This is a genomic window from Nitrosomonas nitrosa (assembly GCF_003051105.1).
GTDB lineage: Bacteria > Pseudomonadota > Gammaproteobacteria > Burkholderiales > Nitrosomonadaceae > Nitrosomonas > Nitrosomonas nitrosa.
On record NZ_QAOO01000004.1, the window covers coordinates 147822 to 172022 of the forward strand.

Below are 24201 nucleotides of genomic sequence, written 5' to 3' on the forward strand. Positions count from 1 at the left end.
ATTTTTTTACTCAACACGAGAAATCGGCTAGCAGATCGACATTCACCGACAAAACTGATAACAATATTGTTTGGGTTGCCGGAAAATGTAGAATAGGCAATAACCTAAGTTAGACGCCATCATTCCAGCATACCAGCGTACTTTTATTTCTTGAAACCAAATGAGTCCGGCCATGATGAAACAATTTCTTGAGAATTCGATGCTCTACGGCGCGAATGCGCCTTTTGTCGAAGATCTCTATGAAAAATACCTCAAAAACCCGGATTCAGTTTCTAGCGAATGGCGCGGTTATTTCGAATCGCTACAGCAAACTTTGACAATCACGGTGCGTGATATTCCGCACACGCCTATCATTGAATCATTTGTGAGGGCGGCACAATCACCCTCCGCAGAAAAACGTCTTTACCCCACAGAAAAATACGCCGCCTCTGCACGGGATGAATCCAAGGAACGTAAGCAAATAGCTGTTTTGCAGCTTATCAACATGTATCGTTTTTTAGGGGTAAGACACGCACGTCTCGATCCACTCAATCGCCAGCAAATCGCTGATGTTCCCGAGCTTGATCCGGCTTTTTATGATTTAACCGAAGCCGATATGAATACGGTATTCAATACCGGGTCGCTGGTGGGGCAGGAACATGCCACGCTGCAAGAAATTTTACAAATACTCCAACAAACCTACTGCGGTACGATAGGCGCAGAGTACATGTACATTACTGATTTGAAGCAGAAGCGCTGGATACAAAATCGCCTAGAAGGATCCCGCGCACAGCCTAACCTCACTCCCGACTATAAACGCCATATCCTTGAGCGCCTTACGGCAGCCGAAAGTTTGGAAAAATACCTGCATACCCGCTATGTCGGTCAAAAGCGTTTCTCCGGCGAAGGGAACGAAAGCCTGATCCCCCTATTGGATAAGTTGATTCAGCATGCGGGTGAATCAGGCGTGCAAGAGATTGTTGTCGGCATGGCACATCGAGGCAGGTTGAATGTGCTCGTCAACACGCTGGGTAAAATGCCCTCTGATCTGTTTCTTGAGTTCGAGGGTAAAAAAGTACAGACGTTAACTGCGGGTGATGTCAAATACCACCAAGGCTTTTCGTCCTCGGTCACAACAACAGGAGGAATCGTCCATGTTGCGCTCGCGTTCAACCCATCCCATCTGGAAATAGTCAACCCTGTTGTAGAAGGATCAGTGCTCGCTCGCCAACACCGTTTACATGATAAAAACGGGGAATTAGTCCTACCGGTGCTGCTCCATGGCGACGCAGCTTTTGCTGGGCAGGGGGTGGTGATGGAAACGCTGAATTTATCGCAAACACGCGGTTACGGAACGGGGGGTACCGTGCATGTCATCATCAATAATCAGATCGGTTTTACAACTTCCGATCCCCGTGACAGCCGTTCCACCTTGTACTGCACCGATGTCGCCAAAATGATCGAGGCACCCATTTTTCACGTTAATGGTGACGATCCCGAGGCTGTCGTTATGGTAACGGAACTCGCATTTGATTTCCGCATGCAGTTTCACAAAGATGTGGTAATCGATCTGGTCTGTTTTCGCAAACAAGGCCATAACGAGCAAGATGAACCGATGGTCACCCAACCCTCAATGTATCGGATCATCAGTAAACATGCCGGAACACGCAAACTTTATGCGGATAAGCTAGAAGCAACCGGCATCATTAAAAAAACTGAAGCAGAGGCCATGGTCAAAGCATATTACGATGCGATGGATGCTGGTCACAATCCTAATCAAGCCATCCTCTACGACTATAAATCGCCACATTCAGCCAATTGGGCTCCTTTTCTGAATTCCCTTAAATGGAATCAGCCAGTCAAAACGAGTGTTTCGATCGATGAACTCAAATATTTTGCTGAACGTCTTACCGACATCCCTTCGACTTTTAAATTGCATTCAAGAGTCGAGAAGATCATTACTGATCGGCGCGAAATGGGAAAAGGCAACCTGCCTCTCGATTGGGGGATGGCTGAAAACCTGGCTTACGCTTCGTTATTAAAGGAAGGTTATCCAATTCGTTTTTCTGGTCAGGATAGTGGCCGCGGCACTTTTTTTCATCGCCACGCCGTTCTCCACGACCAGAATAGGGAACACGAGCAATGGGAGGATGGCGTCTACGTGCCTCTGCGCCATATCTTCGCCAAACAACCGGACTTCACCATCATCGATTCGATGCTTTCCGAAGAAGCGGTATTGGGTTTTGAGTATGGTTACGCAACAGCGAAGCCCAATGGATTGGTCATTTGGGAAGCTCAATTCGGTGATTTTGCGAATGGCGCGCAAGTCGTCATTGATCAATTCATCACTTCGGGGGAAGCTAAATGGGGGCGCTTATGTGGATTAGTCATGATGCTCCCGCATGGCTACGAAGGGCAAGGCCCAGAACATTCATCGGCGCGGCTGGAGCGTTACCTGCAATTATGTGCTGAATACAATATCCAGGTATGCGTTCCTTCTACGCCAGCACAAATATTTCATGTATTGCGGCGTCAGATGATCCGTCCGATTCGCAAACCACTGATTATCATGATGCCTAAAAGCATGTTGAGGCATAAAGAATCGGTTTCTTCACTAGAAGATCTTGCGTCAGGACAATTCCAACCGGTCATTCCCGAAACAGAAAACATCAATTCAGAGAAAACAAGACGTATCATTACCTGCAGCGGAAAGATCTATTACGAATTAGTCGCATATCGCCGCAAGCAGAGTATCTCAGATATGGCTATCATCCGGTTGGAGCAACTTTATCCTTTCCCGCATGATGATTTTCAGGCAGCAATTGATCGCTACCCCAATGCCAAGGAAATCATCTGGTGCCAGGAAGAGCCGGGTAATCAAGGTGCCTGGCATCGCATCCAGCATTATATCCTCAGGCATATGCGATCCGATCAGGTTCTTGGCTACGCATTACGGCCTTCATCCGCATCCCCTGCTGTCGGCTACCTTGAACTGGATCGATTCCAGCAAAATCAGCTGATCGAAGCTGCATTCCGGGACAACATTTAATAAGGAATAGATTATGTTAATCGAAGTCAAAGTACCTCAATTATCTGAATCAGTCGCTGAAGCCACTTTGATTTCCTGGCACAAACAACAAGGTGACCGTATCAATCGTGGAGAAAATCTGGTCGATATCGAAACCGACAAAGTGGTACTCGAGCTCCCCGCGCCGAAAGGAGGTGTGTTAGCTGAAATCATTAAGAACGACGGGGCAACGGTAACAAGCGGAGAAGTCATTGCTAAAATCGAAACCGAATCCCGAGAAACCGAAGATCGCTCTAAAACGGAAGCGGCTGCGACAGATGAATCAGATGCCCGCACTGCTGCAGCTGATGAAGGCGAGTTGGCATCGGAAGTGGAAGAGGAACGCGTCATACCTAAGCTAATGCCCGCCGCAAAAAGAGTAGCCGAAGAAAATAATCTCAGTACAGAAGCTATTAATGCGATAGAAGGTACAGGGCGCGATGGCCGCATCACCAAGGAAGATGTGCTTGCCTATCTCAAGAGCAAGACTGCTCCGTCCGAAACAAAAGCTGAAATCTCAGAAGAAAGCACCGCATCGGTAGCGGAAACTAATGAAGGTCGACCCGAGAAACGTGTCCCCATGACGCGGCTGCGCATGCGCATCGCTGAACGGCTGGTGCAATCCCAATCGACAGCGGCTATCCTGACAACATTCAACGAAGTCAACATGCAAGCGATCATGGATCTGCGCGCTCGCTATAAAGATGCTTTTGAAAAAACGCATGGCGTTAAACTAGGATTGACCTCATTTTTCGTTAAAGCTGCAGTAGCGGCACTTAAAAAATACCCAATTATTAATGCGTCAGTTGATGGAAATGACATCATCTATCATGGCTATTACGATATCGGTATCGCCGTTGCAAGCCCACGCGGACTCGTGGTTCCGATCATCCGGGATGCTGACCAGCTATCTCAAGCTGAGATAGAAAAGCAAGTTGTCGATTATGCGCACCGCGCGCAATCGGGCAAGTTAACTATCGAGGAGCTCTCGGGCGGCACCTTTACCATTACCAATGGTGGTGTGTTTGGATCGATGCTTTCCACGCCCATCATCAATCCGCCCCAAAGTGCAATTCTTGGGATTCATGCGACGAAACAGCGACCAGTCGTCGAGAATGGCCAAATCGTTATACGTCCCATCAACTATCTCGCACTCTCTTACGATCATCGTATCATCGATGGCCGTGAAGCCGTACTTTCGCTCGTTGCAATCAAGGAAGCGCTGGAGTATCCAGCTAGCCCGTTGTTCGATTAAGGAGTAGCCTCATGATCACAAATATAAATATGTTTGCATCTTTTTAAGATTGAATTTGGCAACATGTCTACCCTGATCAGAAATTAAATCTGCCGCTCATCCCGGTCGTCTTTCCTTGACACGTGAATATCCCCATCTACCCCGACTTCTGGTGATTGTTCATCATTCAGCGTGGGATCTTTTTCTAATCCGGTTATTTCTGCTCTGATAGATATCTGAGTGCCCTCATCGGGCGGGTTAGCTTCATCAATAGATTCAGCGCCAATCTGCATTGCATCAGGAGATGAAGGTTCGGTGATTGAATCCGAGTTGGTTACTGTACTGATATGGTGATCCTCGACAGCGGCGGCTATTTCCATGGCTGTTTCTGCCGTTCGTACCATCGGTACGAAATGCGCCGGCTCATCGATGATTTCATCCTTGGTATTGAATGCCTGTAGCACTACGTATATTGCCAGTGGGGCCATAACCACGGCAAAAAAGGCCGGCATTGCCGCAGCGCCACCCCATCCCATTAATAATCCGGCAAGCGCTGGACCGATCATTGCGCCAATGCCGTAAAGCAGCAAAATACCTGCATTACCCGATAATATATTGTCCTGGGTCAGATGATCCACCAGATGGGCCACTACGATTGGATAAATTGCAAAGGCAGTACCACCATAAAGAAAAGCCGCAATGTAGAGCATCAGTTCGCCCCCACCTTGCAGCGCCATCAAAAGTGCTGCGATTGTGGCACCCGTTGCGGCAAGCCCGAGTGCATAGCGGCGATCGAGGCGGTCAGAAATTCTCCCAAGCGGTAATTGCAGCATCGCCCCGCCGATGATGACTATCGAAACGAGCGTAGCAACACCCTCTTCATCCAAGCCAAGACGTGTGGCATAAAGAGGCCCCATACTCCAGAAGGTGCCCATGGATAGCCCAGAAACCAATGCGCCGATAACCGCTGCTGGCGCAGCGTTCCAGAGTTCGCGCAAAGTCATGCGTGGTGCGTTCTCAACAATCGGCTGGGGAAGCCGCGTCGAGGCGATCGGCATCACTGAAAAGCAGACCATCACGGCGGCAATTGAAAACAGCACAAAGGTACTCGGTGACGCAATATGCAGAAATTGCTGGGCGGCTGCAATCGAAACCATATTTACGATCATGTAGAAAGCAAATACCTGCCCACGCTTCTCAGATGCAGCCTGACTGTTCAACCAGCTTTCTATTACAGTATAAAAACCCACCAGTGCAATGCCCGTAAAAATCCTGAGTATAATCCACACCCATATATCGACCACAATCGAATGCAATAAAATGAATGCTGCAATCGCAGCCGAAAAGAAATTAGAAGAACGGATATGTCCCATTCTACGAATCAGCCTGGGGACGGTATAGGTGCCGATAAAGAACCCAACAAAATAGGCTGACCCCATTAAACCTAAAATCTGATCGGAGAAACCTTCAAGGTTTCCACGCAGTGCGATCAACGTACTCAGCAAGCCACTTCCCAGCAAGAGGAAAGCGGTGCCGATCATAAGAGAGCTAATGGGAAGCAAGTGAAGAAGCATGTTGTAATGTTTTTAATATTGAATAATTGTAAAACTCTCACTCCCATTATCCATTTACTTAGGAATATTAAAAAGCGCAAACAGCTGCGATAGCGTCAGCACCAACCTCAACAAGAAGCGTAACCCGCTATTTTTAATTACAAATCCATTATTTGTGTCACGCTAGAAGACTGCCCGAAAATAGCGATCGTAGCGCGCACATTGGTTGGGGGAATTGCTCAAACAAAATAGGTCAATAGCTAATTTCGACATTCCCTGTTTGGAAATACGTACAAAGCGTTTCAATCAAAACATCGTCCAAATGAACACTCCAGCTACTTCCTAGCTCAATTTCACAAACTGCCTGGTGATTCTGATAAACAATGGTTACGGGACGATAAAAAAAAGTGTGTGCATCCGCCCCTTTACTTTTGGATAAACTTTCTTGCCGGTAAGGCGCAAGCAATTCCTTAAGTTGTGTGATGATTGAAGACTGGGATGTGGCACCATTCAGTCGAAGTTTCACACTTTTTGCATAGTACGAGCGCGCACTGGCGAGATCAAAAAACTGGTCGGCAGTGATACGAAGCTCCCCGTTCCCCCCCATACCGTGACTAATGGTAACTTCTGCGATCAGCAGCTGGTCCTCCTTTAACCAACTGCTGTAGGTTCGATACAATTCATTGAACGCTATAACTTCCACACGCGCACGACCGTCATCCAATACGATAACGGCCATTTTCCCTCGTCGCGTCATTTGAGTTCGCACAGAATGTATAACACCTGCAATTAACTGTGGATCACGCTGTGGGCTTAAACGGTCAAGCCGGGTGCGAATAAACTGACCGAGTTCTTTTGCAAAGCTAAAATAAGGATGACCACTGAAATAAAACCCTAACCCCAGTTTTTCATTCTGCAACTTTTCTTTATCCGACCAGGCAGCAACTCTGGGCAACTCAGGGCAATACAAGCTATTCTCGGCATCACCGAACAGGCTAGCTTGTTGAGTGGATAAGCTGCGCTGTTCTGCAAATTCAATTGCAATTCCTACCGACGCCAGTAACATGGCCCGATTCGGATTGATTTGGTCAAACGCACCAACGCGAATGAGCGACTCGATTACACGTCGATTGACCACTCGACGATCGATGCGGCAGCTAAAATCAAATAAATCTGTGAAGGTTCCTCCCTGCTTTCGCGCCTCAATAATCGCAGAGATAGCGCCTTCCCCAGTCCCCTTTACGGCCCCTAATCCATAACGGATAGTTTGGTGATCGACCGGCATGAATTGATATTCGGACTGATTGATATCCGGGGGCAATATTTTCAAGCGATTGAGCTGGCAATCGTCGTAGAAAACATTGATTTTATCGGTATCGTTCATCTCCGCCGTCAAACATGCCGCCATGAATTCAGCAGGATAATGTGTTTTGAGGTAGGCTGTTTGGAAAGCTATCAAAGCATAAGCGGCTGCGTGCGATTTGTTGAAGCCATAGCCCGCAAATTTTTCCATCAAATTAAAGAGCGTGATGGCATCTTGCTCTGCCATTCCATTTTTAATCGCGCCTGCCACGAAAATATCGCGCTGCTGCGCCATCTCTTCCACCTTCTTTTTGCCCATCGCACGCCGGAGCAAATCAGCGCCACCCAAACTATATCCGCCAATGACCTGGGCGATTTGCATGACTTGTTCCTGATAAATCATGACACCATAAGTCGGCCCAAGGATCGGCTCAAGACGAGGATCGAGGTAATCCACGCGTTTACCATGCTTGCGCTCTATAAATTCCGGAATCAGATCCATCGGTCCTGGCCGATAGAGTGCGACCAACGCGATTAAATCTTCGAATCGGTCGGGCTTCGCTTTTTGCAGCAAATCCTTCATACCACGAGATTCAAATTGAAAAATGCCCACTGCGTTACCTTTTCTCATCAGCGCATAGGTGGCATCATCATCCAAAGGGATCTGATGGAGAGAAAACAAAGTTGCTTTCTCGGCTTGCAGACCGGCTTCATTCGTGACTGCGCGGGCATGCCATCTGCGGATATCCTCCACCGCTCTATCGAGAATAGTAAGGGTGCGCAAACCCAAAAAATCAAACTTGACCAGCCCTATTTTTTCAACATCATCCTTGTCGAACTGGCTAACGACCGATTCGCCTGAATCTGCGCAATAGATTGGGCAAAAATCGGTAATTTTACCCGGAGCAATCAATACCCCGCCTGCATGCATCCCCACATTACGCGTCAATCCTTCCAGGCGCTCAGCAAGTTCTAGCAGATTGCGCACGTCTTCTTCCTCCTCGGCGCGCTGATCCAGCTGTGGTTCGACCGCTCGTGCTTTTTTAAGCGTCATGCCAATTTCGAAAGGAACCAGTTTTGCCAACTGGTCGACGAAGTTATAAGGCAGATCCAATACACGACCGACATCACGCACGACGGCTTTCGCTGCCATAGAACCAAATGTCACAATTTGTGAAACACTCTCGGCACCATAGCGATGTTTAACGTATTCGATGACACGTTCACGTCTATCTTGACAAAAATCGATATCAAAATCAGGCATGGATACACGCTCAGGATTCAAGAAACGCTCAAAGAGTAAATCGTAGCGCATTGGATCGAGATCGGTGATCCCAAGTGAATAAGCAACCAAAGAGCCTGCTCCTGATCCTCGGCCGGGCCCCACCGGAACGTCGTTCTGCTTGGCCCAGTTAATAAAATCAGCGACGATCAGGAAATAACCTGAAAAACCCATCTGGATAATCGTGTTCACCTCAAAATCTAATCTCGCCTGGTATTTGGGTATCTGCACTGCCCGATCGCTCTCCTCCGGAAACAGCACACGCAGACGCTTTTCCAGCCCGATCTCGGCCTGATCCCGTAAATATTGCTCAATGCTTACGCCATCAGGTGTGGGAAAACGTGGCAAGCGGTTAACGCCGAGTTCTAACGATAACGTACAGCGCTTAGCAATTTCGACACTATTGGCAAGAGCAGACGGAATATCGGCAAACAAGGTCTGCATTTCAGCCTGAGTTTTAAAATATTGCTGCTCGGTGTAATGGTGCGGACGGCGCCGGTCCCCAAGAACGTAGCCTTCAGCAATACACACTCTTGCCTCATGCGCTTTGTAATCTTCAGGCTCGATAAATTGCACCGGATGCGTTGCCACCACAGGCAAACGTAATTTGGAAGCAAGCTGTAGCGATTGCTGCACACAAATTTCATCGTTTGCGTGCCCGCTACGCTGCAACTCGATATAGAACCGTCCTGGAAACATTTCAGCCCATTCTTGAGCTAATACTTCCGCCGCAGTCAAATTATTTTGCAGGAGATACCTTCCAATTTCACTCTGGAGAGCACCCGATAATAGAATCAATCCCTCTGTTCCTTCTGCCTGCGCTTTAAACCAAGATTTTTTGAATTCTGCTCGACCACGATACAGATTCTCGCGATAGGCTCGTGACAATAAACGGCATAACAGAAGATACCCAGAATAGGATTGGCAGAGCAATAACATGCGCGCAGGCCTATTCCGATCGGATTCGTTAGTGACCCAGATATCGCAGCCGATAATCGGTTTGATACCTTTTTTACAAGCGCTTTGATAAAATTTGACCAACCCGAACAAATTGGCGAGATCGGTCAATGCCAACGCTGGCATGTTATCGGTCACCGCTTTCGAAATCGCCTCATCGAGACGAACGATTCCATCGGTGATGGAGTACTCGCTATGCAAGCGTAAATGAATAAAAGCAGGATTGGTCAGCATAGTGCTAAAATCGAGGCTCGCTATTTGATTGTTCCCAGAATTGCTGCGGGAGAGGACTCAAGAATTAATCAGCATTGCTTGTGTAAACAGGTTACTGCACATCAACACAATATTATCGCTTATTTTACACTATGCACATTACCCCAGAACTCTTACTGCCTGCTGGCTCATTAGAAAAAATGCGTATCGCATACGCTTACGGTGCTGATGCAGTTTATGCCGGTCAACCGCGCTATTCCCTGCGCGCCCGAAACAATGAATTTTCTCTGGAACAGCTTCAGGCTGGTATCGCAGAAGCGCATCGCTTAGGCAAGAAATTCTTCGTAACCAGCAACCTGATGCCACATAATGCAAAAGTTAAGACCTACATGGCGGATATGGCACCGGTCATTGCACTCAAACCCGATGCATTGATTATGGCCGATCCTGGACTGATCATGTTCGTTAGAGAGAAATGGCCGGAAATTCCGATTCACCTCTCTGTTCAGGCAAATACAGTCAATTACGCTGCAGTAAAATTTTGGCAAAAAATTGGGTTAACGCGTGTCATTTTATCCCGCGAATTATCGCTGGATGAAGTTGCCGAGATTCGTCAGCTGTGTCCCGACATGGAGCTCGAGGTTTTCGTTCATGGCGCGCTCTGCATTGCTTATTCAGGGCGCTGCCTCTTATCGGGTTATTTCAACCATCGCGATCCCAATCAAGGCACATGTACGAATTCCTGCCGTTGGGACTATAAGGTCAAGCCAGCCGAGGAAAGCGCAAGTGGCGATATTCAGCCCTTACACCAAATTGACTTTGATTTCAGTCAGGCGTTAAAACAACCCTCTTCTCCCAATGAAGAGATCAAGCGACATCCAGCTGCTGATCATGTTTATCTCATTGAAGAAAGCGAACGGCCAGGTCAACTGATGCCCATCATGGAAGACGAGCATGGCACGTATATTATGAATTCCAAAGATTTACGCGCCGTGGAGCATATCGAGCGTCTCGTCAAAATGGGAATAAATTCTCTCAAAATTGAAGGGCGAACAAAATCGACATATTATGTCGCCCGTACCGCGCAAGTTTATCGCAAAGCTATCGATGATGCGGTAGCAAACCGCCCGTTCGATCCAGCACTACTTGGCCAATTGGAGGGTCTTGCCAACCGCGGCTATACGGATGGTTTTTATCAACGCCACCACAGCAATGAGACACAAAATTACCTACGCGGGCATTCAGAATCCAATCGTAGTCAATATGTTGGAGATATTACGACTGTGGACACGCGCAGTGGCATGGCTGAGATTCTGGTAAAAAATCGCTTTGAAATCGGCGACCGCCTCGAAATTATCCATCCTTCCGGCAACCAAATCATCCAGCTTGAACAAATGCAAAGCCTCGAAGGCACAACCATTCAAGTTGCACCTGGCAGTGGACACCGAGTCAGAATACCGCTAACCGGAAATTTCGAAAAAGCTTTTGTGGCGAAATTCTTGTCTTAATAGGCCAGCCCTACCGGCCGGCAGTCACCACCCGCTTCACACTGATTGAAAAAATCGGATGATCCGTTGAGGAAGCCAACTCAATCTACCGGGGAAATTGCCCTGCATGAATCCAACATGCCCGCCATGTTCGGGAAATTCGAGCATCACCATTGAAGATACCATTTTCTGAGTTGGCAATACCTGGGCTGGCATGAAGGGATCATTACGCGCGTTGATGACTAAGGTAGGTATCTCGATATGCCGGAGCCAAGGTTTGCTACTCGATTTTCTCCAATATTCGTCTGTACTTCGGAAACCGTGAAGTGGCGCTGTTACATGGTTATCGAATGCATAGAGCGTGTCGGAAGCAGCTATAGCCTGAGCGTTGAGCAAACCAGGAAAACGTTTATTTTTTTCCAACGCCTTACGTTTCAAAGAGCTTAGAAAATGACGTGCATAGAACCGATTAAAACCCGAATCAAGCGTCCTTCCAGCAGCAGCCAAATCAAGTGGTGCCGAAACGGCGACAGCAGCTGTAATCAGCTTACTTACTTGCGTGCCTTGCTCCCCCAGCCACTTTAACAGGGCATTACCTCCTAATGAAACACCGATCACATAAAGAGGTGTGGCCATACCCCGTGATTCACACTCACCCGCCACTCGCCGCAGCATCCAATCGATTTCCACCGAATCTCCTGCATGATAGGCGCGCGGCAAACGATTCGGCTGTCCTGAGCATCCCCGGAAATGAATCACTCCTCCACGCCAGTTCATTGAACGTAATTGATTCATGATGCTGAGGGCATAGTGACTGCGTGAACTCCCCTCTAACCCATGAAACATAATTACCAGCGGCTTATCCAAGGACCCATCGAGCCAATCGATATCAATGAAATCACCGTCCAACAATTCCCAACGCTCACGGCGAAAAATCAAAGAGGGAGAAGGGTTGATCAGATAAGGAAAAATAGTTTGTGCGTTACCACCAGGCAACCATTTCGGCGCAATATATCGTGAGCTCATTTAACGTTCATGCAAGCTTGTCTTGGTAAAAACAAATAGCAATTCAAATCATCCCTTAACTGCTTATTAACTCAACGTGATTAATTAATCAACCTTATTGCTCGTCAATCAAATAATCCAGCACTGTTTCCAACATAAATTTGAATACACTTGATATTTAAGATAGAATCCTTCGTTCTTAGGCGCGTAGCTCAGCTGGTTAGAGCATCACCTTGACATGGTGGGGGTCGTTGGTTCGAGTCCAATCGCGCCTACCAACCGATGACAGCAAAATTGGCCATACTTTCTATTTATCTACCGATATCCTTTTCTTAATGCTCTAGATTGTTATTCAATTCTTTTATCTTTTGCTCTGCTGGGTATAAAGGAATGTGGTATAAGCTTGTATATAAAAATACAAGACAATGAACTAAGCAGTACTGTCCGTGCGCGAATCACTACTTGATGTTTTTGGTATCGTGGTTATTGGCTTTAGACATATCAATCTAAAGATAAAATATTTCTATATGCCTTAATATTGTGATATTTGGTGCCCAGAAGAGGACTCGAACCTCCACACCCGAAGGCACATGGACCTGAACCATGCGCGTCTACCAATTCCGCCATCTGGGCAACGCTCACAACCTTGTGTCAGATTAGGATAAGTGAAGAATTCGTGATTCTATAGGAAACCAATGTTTTGTCAATCAAGAAGAAAAGCAAGGAAAAACCACTAAGAACACTTGACCCCTTTCTCGCTCGTGAAGCGGAGCGTTATGGCGCTGCATTGCCAAGCCGAGAATTCATACTAAAAGTGCTTGAAGAACAAGGCATACCAATCAGCGAAGCTAAACTACGTAAGCTGCTTGGTATTGCTCAAGATGAGATTGAATTCTTTAATCGCCGCTTGACTGCGATGACGCGTGCTGGCCAGATTATACGCAATCGTAAAGGCGATATTTGCGTCACAGACAAACTTGCGCTCATCAAAGGAACAGTTCAAGGGCATAGCGATGGCTATGGATTCCTGACAACCGATGACGGCAGCCCTGATTTATATCTGGGTCCCAAAGAAATGCATAAGGTATTTCACGGCGATCGTGTCATTGTACGTGAGATCGGCATTGATCGACGGGGTCGCCGGGAATGCAAAATTGTCGAAGTCCTAGAGCACGTCAATTCCAAACTCGTTGGAAGATTCCAAGCTGAGCATGGTATCTTTTTTGTCGTCGCTGAGAATAAACGCATCAGCCAAGAGATACTTATTCCACGTGAAGCCACATTAGGCGCAAAACCCGGGCAAGTTGTCACAGTAAAAATTATCCAGCAACCTGATATCCATATTCAACCTATTGGTCATGTTATCGAAATTCTGGGTGATTATTCTTCGCCCGGTATGGAAATTGAAATTGCCTTGCGGAAATACGCGCTACCCTATGAATTCCCCCCCGAAGTTGAACAAATTTCGGCAAAATTTCCAAAACGAGTACTCAAAAAAGATTCCTCTAAGCGCAAAGACATCCGCCACTTACCACTCGTAACCATCGATGGTGAAACTGCACGGGATTTTGACGACGCTGTTTTCTGTGAGCGAGAGGGGGAAGATTTTCGGCTCTATGTTGCTATTGCTGATGTGAGTCATTACGTGCACGATAACGATGCATTAGACAGAGAAGCTTTTAATCGAGGCAATTCGGTTTACTTTCCACGGCGAGTAATCCCGATGTTACCCAACGTGCTTTCGAATGGATTATGTTCGCTCAATCCGCTAGTCGATAGGCTTTGCATGGTATGTGAGATACATTTAGTTTCCAGCGGTGAATACCAGGATTATCAATTTTATCCTGCGGTCATGCGCTCTCATGCGCGACTCACATACAATGAGGTGGCATCATTACTTAAGAAACCCAAGGGGAATAAGCAATATACGGAACTTCTACCACATCTTCAATTACTCTATAAAGCTTACAAAGTTCTAAAAAAGGCGCGCAAAAAACGCGGCGCAATCGATTTTGAAACCGTAGAAACGCAGATGATCTTTAATGATCAAGGCAAAATTGAACAAATATTACCTATTCAACGTAATGAGGCACATAGTCTGATAGAAGAATGTATGCTGGCCGCTAATGTATGTGCTTCGGAGTTCTTACAAAAACACAAGCAACCGGTCTTATACCGCATACATGAAGGACCTTCCCTTGAAAAGCTTTTGGCGCTACGTGAATTTCTAAAAGAATTTGGTTTACAGCTAAGCGGCGGTAATAAGCCACATGCCAAAGATTACGCAAAGACTTTATCCAAGATTACCAGCCGACCCGATGCGCAATTATTGCAAACTGTGATGTTGAGATCATTGCAACAAGCGTCCTATAGCCCAGATAATACCGGCCACTTCGGATTAGCCTATGAATCTTATACTCATTTTACTTCTCCAATACGGCGTTATCCGGATTTGCTAGTTCATCGCGCCATCAAAGCTGTTTTGAACGGTAACATTTATACCCCTTCAATTAATAATTGGCATGAACTTGGCAAACATTGCTCATTAACCGAGCGGCGTGCAGATGAAGCTACCCGAGATGTCGAATCATGGCTCAAATGTTTCTACATACAAGATAAAATAGGCGAGCATTTTACAGGTGTGATCAGTGGCGTTACTGCATTTGGGCTATTTGTAGCGCTCGACCAAATATATGTGGAAGGGCTTATTCATATTTCGGAATTACCGAGTGACTATTTCCATTTTGAACCCACAAAACATCTATTATATGGCGAGCGGACAGGAAAAAAATTCCGCCTAGGTGATCGAGTAGAAGTCAAGCTCGTAAGAGCCGATCTTGAAACGCGTAAAATTGATTTTGTCTTAGCAAAGTAAAGTAGCCAGTTTCCCAGTGACTAATATCAAGCTTCACCAAATTTGGCTAACGTGTTGCAGTTTAAGCTACCTTTAATATGGATAGCTAAAAATACCAAGGCTAACTTCATGCGTGGCAAGTCCCCAAGTTCAGAAAATCTAACCACAAATCACTCTTATCTCCGGAAGATGCGGCATGTCTAAGTTAAACTATATCTTTGGTTTTCACGCCATTGTTAGTCGTTTAAAACAAAATTATGAAAGCATCAGAGAAATTTACCTTGATGAAAAAAGACAGGATCAGCGTTCCCGTGAATTGTTGAATCATGCCGAATCGAGAGATATACGAATTATTCGATGCGACAGCACAAGATTAGCAAGAATTGCAGGTACTCTCCAACACCAAGGCGTAGCGGCAAGCATCACGAGCAACACGCCTGAAGTAAACCTTGAGGATATTTTGGTCAGTTTGCATGAAACAGCCTTATTTATTGTTCTTGATGGCGTCAAAGATCCACATAACCTTGGCGCTTGCTTCCGTGTTGCAGGTGCCCTAGGCGCTCACGGCATCATTGTACCAAAGGATCGCTCCGTCGGAATCACGCCAACGGTGCATAAAGTTGCTAGTGGGGCAGTAGATTTTGTACCATTTGTTACCGTAACCAATTTGGCGAGAACGCTGCGTGAACTGAAAATTCATGGTATTCAAATTATTGGCACGATAGCAGAAACCACTGAATATATAAGTGCAGTTGATTTAACTGTTCCATCTGCATTGGTTTTTGGGTCAGAGCAAAAAGGACTACGTCGTTTGACACGCGAGCAATGTGATATTCTCGCGAGCATACCCATGGTGGACAGCAACATTAATAGTCTAAATATTTCGGTTGCAGCAGGAATTTGCCTTTATGAAACATTAAAACAAAGAGTAATCCGCTAACCAATATGAATCTGAGGAACATTTGAAATGTTTTTCAATACATTACGTGAACGGTAAATGGTATTTTGCAACTAACGTGAGTGCTCGGTTATCATGTAATTACAATAAGCCAAATCATAATAGGATTCGATCAGATACGATACACGAATAGTACGTAAGATATAACAACCTATGGAATACGCAGGCGCTCAAACCCGTAAAATAAAAGCCACCGTACAAAGTCGGTGGCTTGATATGATGCTATTGAACTAAGTTAGTTCGAAATAAATTCAGCTTGCTACTCTTCAGCTTTATTAACCGTAGATTCTTCAGCCCCCACCTCCGGACGGTCAACTAACTCAACAATCGCTATAGGCGCGTTATCACCCTTCCTAAATCCATTTTTCAGTATACGAATATAACCACCATTTCGTTGTTTATATCGCAAGCCGAATTTAGAAAAGAGTTTTACGACCATTTCCCGATCGCGCAAACGGTTAAATGCTGTTCGCTTATTGGTCACAGTTGGATTCTTTCCAATTGTGATCAGTGGTTCAACAACTCTTCTAAGTTCTTTTGCCTTAGGTAACGTAGTACTAATAATTTCATGACGAAATAGCGCATTGGCCATGTTACGAAACATGGCAGTTCGGTGGCTACTTGTTCTATTTAATTTTCTAAGACCATTTCTATGACGCATGGCCAGGTTCCTTTCCTTGGTTGTCAAGATTGGCCGGTGGCCAATTATCTAATTTCATCCCTAAAGATAAATCACGCGCAGCTAAAACTTCTTTTATCTCATTTAACGATTTTCGACCTAAATTGGGTGTTCGTAATAGCTCAGCTTCAGTTCTCTGAATAAGATCGCCAATATAATAAATATTCTCAACTTTCAAACAATTTGCAGAGCGAACTGTTAATTCCAGATCATCCACTGGTCGTAACAGAATTGGATCAATTTGAGGTGTCTTGGGCTGCTCCTTTGGAACAGGCGTCGTTTCAAGTTCTGCAAATACAGACAACTGATCGACCAACACCCTTGCAGCATAGCGTATCGCTTCTTCAGGGTCTACAGAGCCATTTGTCTCGATATCGATAATTAATTTATCGAGATCTGTCCGCTGTTCAACACGCGCATTCTCAACCGAATAGCTTACTTTTTTGATTGGGCTGAAAGATGCATCCAATAAAATACTTCCGACTTGACTATCCTTCTCAGTCAATCTGCGTACAGTTGCCGGGACATAACCTCGCCCCTTCTCAACAGTAATTTGCATATCTAAACAACCACCTTTAACGATATGAGCAATGACTTGATCGGGATTGATGATCTCGACATCATGCGTACTTTCTATATCGCCAGCTAATACCACGCCATCTTCTGCTTTTTTTAATGTTAAAACTGTTTTAGAAGCATTATGGAGCTTAAATACGATATTTTTTAGGTTCAGCAAAATATCTATAACATCCTCTTGAACACCTTCCAATGAAGAATATTCGTGGACTACACCAGCAATTCTAACCTCAGTAGCAGCAAAGCCCGGCATTGAAGACAGTAAAACGCGCCGCAAAGCATTACCTAATGTATAACCATACCCACGCTCAAATGGTTCCATAACGACCTTAGCCTGAACAGGCGTTATATTCTGGACGTCAATGATTCTAGGTATAAGATATGTACTGCTTAACATTAAATTATCCTTAACAAGAAAGATTCCAGCTCTTATTTAGAGTACAGCTCAATTATTAATGATTCATTAATAGTTGAAGATAATTCAGATCTTTCCGGTCTGATTTTATATGTGCCCTTCATCGCTTTGACATCCACATCAATCCAGGCAGGAAAACCACGTTGCTCTGCCGTTTCGAGCGAAGATTTAATGCGTGTATGACCTTTTGCCTTATCAGCCACCTCAATGAGGTCGCCAGGCGTCACCTGAAATGAAGGTATATTTACCCTCTGTCCATTTACCAAGATACAATTATGCCTCACCACTTGCCTTGCCTCTGAGCGTGACGCGCCAAATCCCATTTGATAGACGACGTTGTCAAGCCGACTCTCAAGCATTTGCAACAAATTTTCACCCGTCACACCACGCTTCCGATCAGCCATACTGTAAACGAGTCTAAATTGTCGCTCTAACAGGCCATAAATTCGGCGCACTTTCTGTTTTTCTCTCAATTGCAACCCATAATCAGATGTGCGACTTTTCTTTTGCCCATGCTGACCCGGAGCATAATTTCGTCTTTCTATGGCGCACTTACTAGACATGCATTTATCGCCTTTAAGGAATAATTTCTCTCCTTCTCTACGACATTGCCGACATTTTGGTTCAAGATTTCTAGCCACAAATATTCCCCTCAAATTCGCCGTTTCTTAGGCGGCCGGCAGCCATTGTGTGGTATAGGTGTTACATCTGAAATGCTGGTAATTTTAAAACCTGCAGCATTGAGCGATCTTACAGCCGAATCACGTCCCGGACCAGGTCCTTTGACGCGTACCTCCAAATTCTTAATTCCATATTCATGTGCGATCTTGCTTGCCTGCTCTGCCGCAATCTGGGCTGCAAATGGTGTACTCTTTCGCGAACCCTTAAATCCTGCACCACCAGATGTCGCCCAAGATAACGCATTTCCCTGCCTATCAGATATAGTCACAATAGTGTTGTTAAATGATGCATGGATATGCGCTATACCTTCAGATATATTTTTCTTTATCTTTTTTCTGACCCTACTTGGTGTTTTTGCCATTAAATATTACCTTAATTCACAATTCAACAGATTAACGTATGTTCGCCGATCTTCTCGGGCCTTTTCTCGTCCGCGCATTAGTTCTCGTTCGCTGACCTCTCACCGGCAAACCTCTCCTATGCCGCAAACCTCTATAACAACCCAAATCCATCAATCGCTTGATATTCATTGAAATTTCACGTCGCAAATCACCTTCCACTGTATATTTGGTAATTTGCTCGCGAATTTGCTCCAACTGAGATTCACTGATATCTTTTAATTTGATAGAGCCATCTATACCAAGATTGCTACATATCTTCTCTGATGTTGAATTCCCAATTCCATAAATAGCCGTCAAAGCTATTCTAACATGCTGATGGTTAGGTATATTAACACCCGCTATGCGCGCCATTCTCTCACCTTGTTAAGTTAACAACATTGTTCTTTTCTATTCCTAGCCCTGACGTTGTTTATGTCTTGGGTCAACACAGACAACTCTCAAAACCCTATGACGCCTGATTATTTTGCAGTGTCTACATACTTTTTTAACAGAAGCCTGTACTTTCATTTACTCTTTCCTTAATGTAATTCCTAGCTCAATCGCTAAACTATTTTGTTCTGAACGTTATTCGTGCCTTTGTTAAATCATAAGGAGTTAGATCCACAGTTACCTTATCCCCAGGAAGTATACGAATGTAATTCATTCGCATTTTTCCCGATATGTGGCCCAAAACGATATGGCCGTTCTCTAATTTTACTTTGAATGTAGCATTCGGCAGTGTTTCAAGGATTTCTCCCTGCATCTGAATTGTTTCTTCTTTAGCCATCTAACTTACTTGACTCTACCTTGTAATATTGAGGTTGCTTTTGAAATTCGATTTTTTAAGTAGACTGTCATACTGTGTCGACATCACGTGAGATTGTACCTGAGCCATGAAATCCATCGTTACAACGACAATGATCAATAAAGAAGTACCACCAAAATAAAATGGGACATTCCACTTCAAAATAAGAAACTCTGGTAGCAAGCAAACCAAAGTAACATACAAGGCGCCTATCAACGTTAGTCTGAGCATAATTCTTTCGATATATCGGGTAGTTTGCTCCCCTGGCCTAATACCAGGTATGAAGGCACCGCTTTTCTTCAAATTATCAGCTGTTTCCTTGGGGTTAAATACCAATGCTGTATAAAAGAAGCAAAAGAATATAATCATCGCTGCATATAACATGACGTACATAGGCTGCCCAGGTGAGAGCGCTGCACTTATGTCTTTAAGCCATATCATCGATTCGTCGGAAGATAGCCAACCCGCCATTGTAGCAGGAAATAATATAATACTGGAAGCAAATATAGGAGGAATCACACCCGCCATATTGAGTTTTAAAGGCAAATGGGAGCTTTGGCCTCCAATGACTTGCTTACCAACCTGGCGCTTAGCATAATTGACGAGTATTTTTCTTTGCCCACGTTCTACGAAGACAACAAATGCAGTCACACATATAACCGCAATAAAAATACCCAAGGCAATCAAGAAATGCATTGCGCCCGTTCGGACTAATTCAAGTGTTCCACCAATTGCTGAAGGCAATCCTGCCGCAATGCCCGCAAATATGATAAGAGATATGCCATTACCAATTCCGCGTTCTGTTATTTGTTCCCCGAGCCACATCAAGAATATCGTACCTGTAACAAGGGTTACGACAGTGGTTAACATAAATATTTTACCAGGTTCAATTACCAGGCCAGCCTGCGATTGTAGTGCGATTGATATCCCATAGCTCTGTATCAAAGCTAAAACAACCGTTCCATAGCGTGTATATTGAGTTATCTTTCTCCTACCCGATTCTCCTTCCTTTTTTAAGGCTTCTAAGTAAGGAACAGCAACAGTTCCTAACTGCATGATAATGGACGCCGATATATACGGCATTATGCCCAAAGCAAAAATTGAGAATCGTGAAAGTGCACCACCGGAAAACATGTTAAACATTCCGAGGATACCACCTTCCTGCGAGTCAAAAAGATCCTTTAAGACAACTGGATCAATTCCGGGCACAGGAACGTGAGCCCCGATTCGATATACAATCAGCGCAAATAATAAAAACCACAATCTTCGCTTTAAATCTGCGAACTTGCTTGCACCCTTATTTATTCTACTAGCAGCCAATCCAATCCCTCTAGTTATTCGGTTGTACCACCAACTTTCGTAATGGCATTTTTGGCATTCTGAGATATCAATACGCCCTTGATAGAAATAGATTCAGTAATCTCTTTATCAAACAGGATTTTAATATTCTGAACGGACCTCGATAATTTAAAAATATTACGTATATCTTCTATACCATTTATGTTATTGGTTGCAGCGCTGATTCTACTCAACTTAATAACATGTATTTTTTTCTTGTTAAGAGACACAAATCCTCTTTTCGGGAGACGTCGCTGCAAAGGCATTTGACCTCCCTCAAATCCAACCTTATGAAAACCGCCAGCTCTTGATTTCTGCCCCTTATGTCCACGTCCAGCTGTTTTACCGAATCCAGAACCAATACCTCTCCCTACCCTTTTACGTTCTTTTTTAGAATCGCAATGTGGTGTTAAATTATTCAAGTACATTTATCACTCAACCTTAATCATATAGGCAACTTTATTAATCATGCCGCTAACTGATGGATTATTTTGCAACACAGCAACACTGTTTACTTTTCTTAATCCCAAGCCAGCTAAGATTCTACGATGCTCTTCACGTTTCCCTATCAAACTTTTAACTAATCTAATTTTTAGTGTACTTTTATCTGAGTTCATTTTATACGGCTCACAATGTCTTCCAAGCTTTTGTTTCTTTTTGACGCTATCAGCGCAGGCGTACGTATCGACTCGAGACCCTGAATGGTGGCGCGTACGACGTTGTAAGGATTAGTTGAACCAACACATTTAGCTAATATATTACTTATGCCCATTACTTCAAATATCGCTCGCATCGGCCCACCAGCTATAATCCCTGTCCCCTCAGATGCAGGTTGCATATAAACTTTAGCCGCCCCATGCTTTCCTACTACTGCATGTTGAAGTGTGCCGTTTTTCAAATCAACTTTAACCATTTTGCGGCGGGCTTCATCCATTGCTTTTTGCACTGCAACAGGCACTTCTCGTGATTTTCCCTTACCCATACCTATACGGCCATTTCCATCACCGACTACTGTTAAAGCCGCAAACGCCAAGATCCGGCCTCCCTTCACAACTTTCGTAACTCGGTTGATAGAAACCATTTTTTCTTTCAGATCGTCTGATCGATCATCACCGCCCGTTGCGCCACCATGAATTTTTGAAGCTTTAGACATAAGACTTTCCTATCTTAAAATTTTATACCACCATTCCGCGCCGCATCAGCTAGCGCTTTAACACGCCCATGGTATTTATATCCAGATCGATCAAATGCGACTCTCTCTATTCCTAATTCTTTCGATTTGTTAGCAAGCCGTTGCCCAATATACTCAGCAGCCTTTACCGTGCCACCGTTTGTCATTAGCTCACGAACCTCTTTTTCAACAGATGAAGCGCTCACCAACACCTTGCTCGCGCTATCATCGATAATTTGAGCATAGATATGCTTATTACTACGATGGACAGTTAAACGATATACTCTAAGCGATGCTATTTTTGCTCTAGTTTTGCGGGCACGTCTTAAACGAGACAAGCTAATGTTTTTCATATATATTTAATCTGATCGATTATTTTTTCTTCGTTTCTTTAAGAATTATAACTTCATCCGAGTAGCGCACACCTTTACCTTTGTAAGGCTCAGGTGGACGAAATGATCTAAGTTCAGCGGCCACTTGCCCGACTTGCTGCTTATCAACTCCCTTGATCACGATTTCAGTCTGACTCGGTGTTTCAACACGTACACCAACAGGCATTTTGTATGCTATGGGATGCGAAAACCCAAGACTCATATTTAATGTGTCACCTGAGGCTTGCACACGATATCCAACTCCCACCACATTTAACTTTCTTTCGAATCCAGAGGTGACCCCAATCACCATATTGCTAATTAGTGATCGAATAGTCCCAGACATAGAATGCGCATGCTTTGAAGAATCTATCGTATTAACTTGTAAAAAATTACCATCTTTTTCGACTTTAATTAAATTTCCGGGTATTTGTTGACGCAGAGTACCTAGCGGACCTTTAACCGTGATTTCATCAGAATTAACTGAAAGCTCAATATTACTTGTAATAGAAATTGGTTTTTTACTGATGCGAGACATTATAAATTCCTTAAGCAACTATGCATAAAACTTCACCACCGATACCGCTCTGCCTTGCATTTTGCTCAGTCATAACTCCTTTAGACGTTGATACAATTGCTATACCCAACCCATTCATAACCTGAGGCAATTTATCTCGTGATGAGTAAACTCGTAATCCAGGGCGACTTACTCTCTTTATTTTTTCAATTACTGGAAAACCATTGTAATATTTAAGTTTTATCTCCAGAATCGGCTTTCCACCGTTTTGAATGACTTCAATATCTTCGATATATCCTTCATCTTTTAATACTTGCGCGATAGCAATTTTTAATCGCGATGAATTCATTTTCACCACAGCTTTTTCTGACAATTGTGCGTTTCTTATGCGCGTAAGCATATCAGCAACGGGATCTGTTAAACTCATAATTATTTAAAGCCTATTTTAAAAGGTCAGGGATTATTTGAATATATCGATTTTTTAAATGACTAGCATAACAACAACCAATATGCCTACCAACTTGCTTTCGTAATCCCTGGAATTCTACCGCTCATTGCTAGTTCTCGTAATTTATTTCGGCCCAAACCAAATTTCCGGTAATAGCCTCTTGCTCTACCAGTCAATTCACATCGATTACGTACCCGTGTACTACTAGAGTTTCGTGGTAACTTCTGCAGTTTATTTCTAGCTTCAAGCTTCTCTTCATAACTCTTTGAAATATCATTCAGTAGTGATAACAAAGCACTCCTTGTGACATGATATTTCATAACAATTTTTTGTCTTTTTAAATTTCTATTGATAATAGCTTTCTTTGCCATTCTGATCTCAATTCTTAAATGGAAACTTGAATGCTGATAAGAGCGCTTTCGCTTCTATATCGTTTTTCGCCGTGGTTGTGAGGGTTATGTTCATTCCTCGCAGAGCATCAATCTTCTCATATTCTATTTCTGGAAATATTATTTGTTCTTTTATGCCCAAGTTATAATTTCCTCTGCCGTCAAATCCTTTTCCAGATATTCCTCTAAAATCGCGAATCCTAGGAATAGCAACATTGATTAATCTATCAAGAAATTCAAACATTCTCTTTCCACGTAACGTTACCTTACAACCAATCGGATAGCCTTCCCTTACCTTAAAAGCCGCTATCGATTTGCGCGCACGTGTTGTTATTGGCTTTTGCCCACTAATTTTTTCTAAATCACCAATCGCATTCTCAATTTTCTTTTTGTCAGAGGTGGCGTCGCCCACTCCTATATTCAAAGTAATTTTGGCTATACGTGGTACTTCCATAATCGATTTGTATTTGAACTGGTGCATCAGTTGCTGTTTAACCGATTGATTATAATATTCTTGTAACCTGGCCATTTAAATATTCC

General features: G+C 44.3%; 24 protein-coding genes and 2 tRNA genes. 6 read left to right on the forward strand and 20 right to left on the reverse strand.

All coding sequences use genetic code 11. From position 1 onward, the window contains the following. Positions 1-172: 172 nt before the first annotated feature. The gene (locus C8R30_RS03220) at positions 173-3028 is read left to right on the forward strand and encodes a 2-oxoglutarate dehydrogenase E1 component (RefSeq protein WP_090669271.1); all 2856 of its coding nucleotides are present in this window, start codon (positions 173-175) and stop codon (positions 3026-3028) included. A 13-nt stretch (positions 3029-3041) separates the two neighbouring features. After that, positions 3042-4301 (forward strand): 2-oxoglutarate dehydrogenase complex dihydrolipoyllysine-residue succinyltransferase, encoded by a 1260-nt coding sequence (odhB, locus tag C8R30_RS03225; protein WP_090669266.1) that lies wholly within the window; start codon positions 3042-3044, stop codon positions 4299-4301. 83 nt (positions 4302-4384) lie between these two features. On the opposite strand, the gene C8R30_RS03230 is transcribed toward odhB, so the two are convergent. Next, positions 4385-5821 (reverse strand): MFS transporter, encoded by a 1437-nt coding sequence (locus C8R30_RS03230; RefSeq protein WP_219908814.1) that lies wholly within the window; start codon positions 5819-5821, stop codon positions 4385-4387. 265 nt (positions 5822-6086) lie between these two features. Then, entirely contained in the window at positions 6087-9608 is a 3522-nt protein-coding gene (dnaE, locus tag C8R30_RS03235; protein ID WP_107789535.1) for a DNA polymerase III subunit alpha, read from the reverse strand. Positions 9609-9787: 179 nt separating this feature from the next. Between dnaE and trhP the strand changes: the two genes are divergently transcribed. After that, positions 9788-11095 (forward strand): prephenate-dependent tRNA uridine(34) hydroxylase TrhP, encoded by a 1308-nt coding sequence (trhP, locus tag C8R30_RS03240; protein ID WP_420812387.1) that lies wholly within the window; start codon positions 9788-9790, stop codon positions 11093-11095. Positions 11096-11131: 36 nt separating this feature from the next. On the opposite strand, the gene C8R30_RS03245 is transcribed toward trhP, so the two are convergent. Beyond that, on the reverse strand, positions 11132-12100 hold the full coding sequence (locus tag C8R30_RS03245; protein WP_107784339.1) for a hydrolase: 969 nt from the start codon (positions 12098-12100) through the stop codon (positions 11132-11134). A gap of 180 nt (positions 12101-12280) precedes the next feature. On the opposite strand from C8R30_RS03245, the gene C8R30_RS03250 reads away from it, so the two are divergent. After that, a tRNA-Val gene (locus C8R30_RS03250) sits at positions 12281-12357 on the forward strand. Positions 12358-12627: 270 nt separating this feature from the next. Here the strand turns inward: C8R30_RS03250 and C8R30_RS03255 are convergent. Continuing rightward, positions 12628-12712, reverse strand: a tRNA-Leu gene (locus C8R30_RS03255). A gap of 67 nt (positions 12713-12779) precedes the next feature. On the opposite strand from C8R30_RS03255, the gene rnr reads away from it, so the two are divergent. Further along, on the forward strand, positions 12780-14954 hold the full coding sequence (gene rnr, locus C8R30_RS03260) for a ribonuclease R (protein ID WP_107789537.1): 2175 nt from the start codon (positions 12780-12782) through the stop codon (positions 14952-14954). A 175-nt stretch (positions 14955-15129) separates the two neighbouring features. Next, a complete protein-coding gene (gene rlmB, locus C8R30_RS03265; RefSeq protein WP_107789538.1) occupies positions 15130-15873 on the forward strand; it encodes a 23S rRNA (guanosine(2251)-2'-O)-methyltransferase RlmB in 744 nt (247 codons plus the stop codon). Between the two features lie 277 nt (positions 15874-16150). Here the strand turns inward: rlmB and rplQ are convergent, their stop codons facing one another. The 16 genes from rplQ to rplE form a co-directional block, all read right to left on the reverse strand. Further along, positions 16151-16552 carry a 50S ribosomal protein L17 gene (gene rplQ / locus C8R30_RS03270; protein ID WP_107789539.1) on the reverse strand — a complete coding sequence of 134 codons (402 nt, stop codon included), beginning with the start codon at positions 16550-16552 and terminating at the stop codon, positions 16151-16153. Further along, entirely contained in the window at positions 16542-17543 is a 1002-nt protein-coding gene (locus tag C8R30_RS03275; protein ID WP_090669241.1) for a DNA-directed RNA polymerase subunit alpha, read from the reverse strand. The genes rplQ and C8R30_RS03275 overlap by 11 nt, the downstream gene beginning before the upstream one ends. A 32-nt stretch (positions 17544-17575) precedes the next feature. Next, positions 17576-18202 (reverse strand): 30S ribosomal protein S4, encoded by a 627-nt coding sequence (rpsD, locus tag C8R30_RS03280; protein WP_090669365.1) that lies wholly within the window; start codon positions 18200-18202, stop codon positions 17576-17578. An 11-nt stretch (positions 18203-18213) separates the two neighbouring features. Next, positions 18214-18603 (reverse strand): 30S ribosomal protein S11, encoded by a 390-nt coding sequence (gene rpsK, locus C8R30_RS03285; RefSeq protein WP_090669238.1) that lies wholly within the window; start codon positions 18601-18603, stop codon positions 18214-18216. Positions 18604-18634: 31 nt separating this feature from the next. Then, positions 18635-18994, reverse strand: coding sequence for a 30S ribosomal protein S13 (gene rpsM, locus C8R30_RS03290; protein WP_090669235.1), 360 nt, complete (start codon positions 18992-18994; stop codon positions 18635-18637). 42 nt (positions 18995-19036) lie between these two features. After that, a complete protein-coding gene (gene rpmJ, locus C8R30_RS03295; protein WP_090669232.1) occupies positions 19037-19150 on the reverse strand; it encodes a 50S ribosomal protein L36 in 114 nt (37 codons plus the stop codon). 40 nt (positions 19151-19190) lie between these two features. Beyond that, positions 19191-19409 (reverse strand): translation initiation factor IF-1, encoded by a 219-nt coding sequence (infA, locus tag C8R30_RS03300; protein WP_046851086.1) that lies wholly within the window; start codon positions 19407-19409, stop codon positions 19191-19193. Between the two features lie 15 nt (positions 19410-19424). After that, positions 19425-20747, reverse strand: coding sequence for a preprotein translocase subunit SecY (secY, locus tag C8R30_RS03305; protein WP_090669229.1), 1323 nt, complete (start codon positions 20745-20747; stop codon positions 19425-19427). Positions 20748-20761: 14 nt separating this feature from the next. Next, positions 20762-21193, reverse strand: a complete 432-nt coding sequence (rplO, locus tag C8R30_RS03310) for a 50S ribosomal protein L15 (protein WP_090669227.1) — start codon at positions 21191-21193, stop codon at positions 20762-20764. Positions 21194-21196: 3 nt separating this feature from the next. Further along, positions 21197-21382, reverse strand: coding sequence for a 50S ribosomal protein L30 (gene rpmD, locus C8R30_RS03315; protein WP_090669224.1), 186 nt, complete (start codon positions 21380-21382; stop codon positions 21197-21199). Further along, the gene (gene rpsE, locus C8R30_RS03320; RefSeq protein WP_090669220.1) at positions 21379-21918 is read right to left on the reverse strand and encodes a 30S ribosomal protein S5; all 540 of its coding nucleotides are present in this window, start codon (positions 21916-21918) and stop codon (positions 21379-21381) included. Before rpsE ends, rpmD begins: the two co-directional genes overlap by 4 nt. Positions 21919-21932: 14 nt before the next feature. Further along, positions 21933-22289: a 50S ribosomal protein L18 gene (gene rplR / locus C8R30_RS03325; protein WP_090669217.1), complete on the reverse strand. Its 357-nt coding sequence runs from the start codon at positions 22287-22289 to the stop codon at positions 21933-21935. A gap of 19 nt (positions 22290-22308) precedes the next feature. Continuing rightward, on the reverse strand, positions 22309-22845 hold the full coding sequence (gene rplF / locus C8R30_RS03330) for a 50S ribosomal protein L6 (protein WP_090669214.1): 537 nt from the start codon (positions 22843-22845) through the stop codon (positions 22309-22311). Positions 22846-22855: 10 nt separating this feature from the next. After that, positions 22856-23251, reverse strand: coding sequence for a 30S ribosomal protein S8 (gene rpsH / locus C8R30_RS03335; RefSeq protein ID WP_090669211.1), 396 nt, complete (start codon positions 23249-23251; stop codon positions 22856-22858). Between the two features lie 86 nt (positions 23252-23337). Further along, positions 23338-23643, reverse strand: a complete 306-nt coding sequence (gene rpsN / locus C8R30_RS03340; RefSeq protein WP_090669208.1) for a 30S ribosomal protein S14 — start codon at positions 23641-23643, stop codon at positions 23338-23340. 7 nt (positions 23644-23650) lie between these two features. Continuing rightward, positions 23651-24190 (reverse strand): 50S ribosomal protein L5, encoded by a 540-nt coding sequence (gene rplE / locus C8R30_RS03345; protein ID WP_090669205.1) that lies wholly within the window; start codon positions 24188-24190, stop codon positions 23651-23653. Positions 24191-24201 lie beyond the last annotated feature (11 nt).